The organism is Corallococcus sp. CA041A, from assembly GCF_003612075.1.
GTDB classification, from domain to species: Bacteria; Myxococcota; Myxococcia; order Myxococcales; family Myxococcaceae; genus Corallococcus; species Corallococcus exiguus.
The window spans coordinates 1-2,492 of record NZ_RAWF01000490.1; the positions used below are offsets into that span (position 1 = coordinate 1).

Genomic DNA, 2,492 nt, shown 5'->3' on the forward strand with positions numbered 1-2,492 from the left:
GGGGAGGGCCTTCGCGCGCTCCACGCCGGCGCTGTCGTTGAGCTGCGTGTACAGGGCGACGGCCTTGTCACGCTGCTGCAGCTCCTCCGCGAGCTGCGCGGCGCGGGGCAGGTGCTCCCCACCGAGCTTCTCGTAGAGGGGCAGCGCCTTGTCCTTGCGGCCCGCCTGCGTCCACGTCTCCGCGGCGGCGGCGATGTCACCCAGCAGCTCCAGCCACCGGGCGCGGCCGGCGGGCTTCTGCTCCTGTTCGGCGCGGGCCAGCTCGCGCTTCGCGAGTTCCTTGGCCTCGTCCTCCAGGGTGAGCCGCTGCATGAAGTGGAACGCCTTCGGAGGAGGCAGGGGGCTCAGCACCTCCACCGCCTCGCGCCGCTGCCCCACGGCCACCAGCAGGGTCGCCGCGCCCAGACGGTCGCCGCGCTCCACCAGGGCCTTCACCTCCAGGCCCCGGATGCGGTTGGCGCCGACCAGGTCCCGGGCGCGCTCGTACGCCTTGCGCGCCAGGGTCAGCTTGTTCGCGCGCTCGTACGCGAGGCCCGCCTGATCGAACTGCCGCGCGCGCTCGTAGAGGCGTGCGACGTTCTCGAAGTCGGCCTTGGCGACGTAGTGCTCCATGAGCAGTTCGTACGCGCCAGCCTTCTCCAGCGTGGGGCCAATCTGCTCCGCGGGCAGCGTGCTCACGAGGCGGCGGGCCGCGTCGTTGTCCTGCCCGGACAGCGCCGTGCGCAGCGCGCTCTTCAGGTCACCGCCCGCCTCGAACAGCCGGGTGGCATCCGCGAAGCCGTTGTTGCGCTCGTGCAGGCGCGCCGCGTCGCGCGTGCGGCCCATGCCTTCCAGCTGGGTCGCCTGCTCCTTCCAGTCGCCCGTCAGCTCCGGCATCGGCGCGCGCTCGGGGCGCTCACCGCGCTGAGGACGCTCGCCACGCTCGGGGCGCTCGGCCCGGGGAGGACGCTCGCGCCGCTCACCGGCCGCGCCGCGCTCCGGACGCTCGCCACGAGGAGGACGCTCACCGCGCTCACCCCGGTCCCGGCGCTCGCCGCGCTCCGGACGGTCACCGCGAGGAGGACGCTCGGCGCGCTCCTCACGGGCCGGGGCCGAAGGCTCCGCCGTCGGCTCACGGCCGCTGAGCGTGAAGGCCGCCTGGGAACGGTCCGCGTCGCCCGCGGCGCGCCAGACACGGCCCACCAGCGACATCACGTCCACCCAGCCGTCGAACTTCTCCTTCGCGGGGTCCACGGCCGGCTTCGACGGGGCGGCCTCGGCGGGCGCGCTCCCTTCGGCCGGCTCGGCCCCCTCGGCCGGCTCGGCACCCTCGGCCGGAGCAACAGCCTCGGCGGCCGGAGCCTCCGGGGGCGCTGCTTCGGTGGTGGCGCCCGCTTCCGGCGACGCGGCTTCCGCGCCCGCTTCCGGCAGGGCCGGCTTGGACTGGCGCTGCACGCGCAGGAGCGTGGTGATGAGGCGGCCACGCGTGTTGAGGTCCAGGTCCTCCAGCGACTTGAGGTTCATGGTCCGCAGCGAGCGGACAATGGCCTCCAGCGGACCCTTCTCCGCCGTGAAGTCGTTCTTGGAGAGAGCCTTCTCCAGGACGCTCAGCTCGGCGATGACACGCTGGCCAGGCCCCACCGGGCCCGCGTCGCGATCACGGCCACGGCCTTCACCCCGGCCGCGCCCTTCACCCCGGCCACCGCCAGGACCGCCACGACCTCCGAAGCCTCCCGGTCCGTCACGACGGGGCCCCTGGCCCGGCGCGCCCCCGTTCGGACCGCGTCCACCCGGACGCGATCCACCGCTTCCATTCTCCTGAGCCACGTGAATCTCCCGCTAGAACGCGTAGCGAATGTTGGGCGCCACCGCGAACCCGAAGGCGCCCTTGGAGGCGAGGTAGTTCCCCACGACCTCCAGCCCCACCGAGAAGTGGCGCAGCCGCGTGTAGTACTCCACTCCGGGCCCGGCAAACACAAGAATGTCGGAATCCGGGAGGAGCTTCTTGGGAGAGAACATCGCGTAGCCCACGCCGGCACGGGCGTAGATCCAGGTGCGCTTGACCTCCTGGCTGTCGGCGAAGCCCACCAGGCGGGCGCGCAGCACGGCGCCAGGAACCAGCATGGTGAAGTCACCGGACGCGGCGCCCTGCGAATAGCCGACGTATTCGGCGCCCGCGCGGTTGGCGGAGCCCATGAAGAAGACGCCCAGGGACAGGCGCTCACCCAGGTCCACGCCCAGCTCCACCTGGGCCATCTGGCCAGAGGAGAAGGGCCGCGGGCCGGAGTCCGCGGGCGGGTTGGTGATCCACGACGGACCGCCGTACACGCCGAAGTACACACCGCGCTCGACCTCGTTGAAGGTCACCGCGGGCCGGTCCTGCATCGCGGAACCGGCGCTGGGGGTGTCCTGGGCGCCCGCCATCGCGGGAATGAGGAGCGCGGCGCTCAGGGCAAGAGGAGCAAGGACTTTCTGCATGGAGGGCGGCCTGGTGGGGGGCAGTCCTCCCTGTC

3 protein-coding genes are annotated in these 2,492 nt (G+C 72.9%); all 3 read right to left on the bottom strand.

Features of this window, described 5'->3' with window-relative positions:
• The coding region (locus D7V77_RS41470; protein ID WP_199733988.1) for a DEAD/DEAH box helicase at window positions 1-1,620 on the bottom strand (1,620 nt) is incomplete at its 3' end.
• Window positions 1,587-1,784, bottom strand: coding sequence for a hypothetical protein (locus D7V77_RS44460; RefSeq protein WP_167548190.1), 198 nt, complete (start codon window positions 1,782-1,784; stop codon window positions 1,587-1,589). The genes D7V77_RS41470 and D7V77_RS44460, both read right to left, overlap by 34 nt.
• Window positions 1,785-1,818: 34 nt before the next feature.
• Window positions 1,819-2,457, bottom strand: coding sequence for an adventurous gliding motility protein CglE (gene cglE, locus D7V77_RS41475; RefSeq protein WP_120581664.1), 639 nt, complete (start codon window positions 2,455-2,457; stop codon window positions 1,819-1,821).
• Between the last annotated feature and the right edge of the window lie 35 nt (window positions 2,458-2,492).

Excerpts from the sequence above, each read along its gene's own strand:
- cglE (WP_120581664.1), bottom strand. The coding sequence starts at position 2,457 with ATGCAGAAAGTCCTTGCTCCTCTTGCCCTGAGCGCCGCGCTCCTCATT.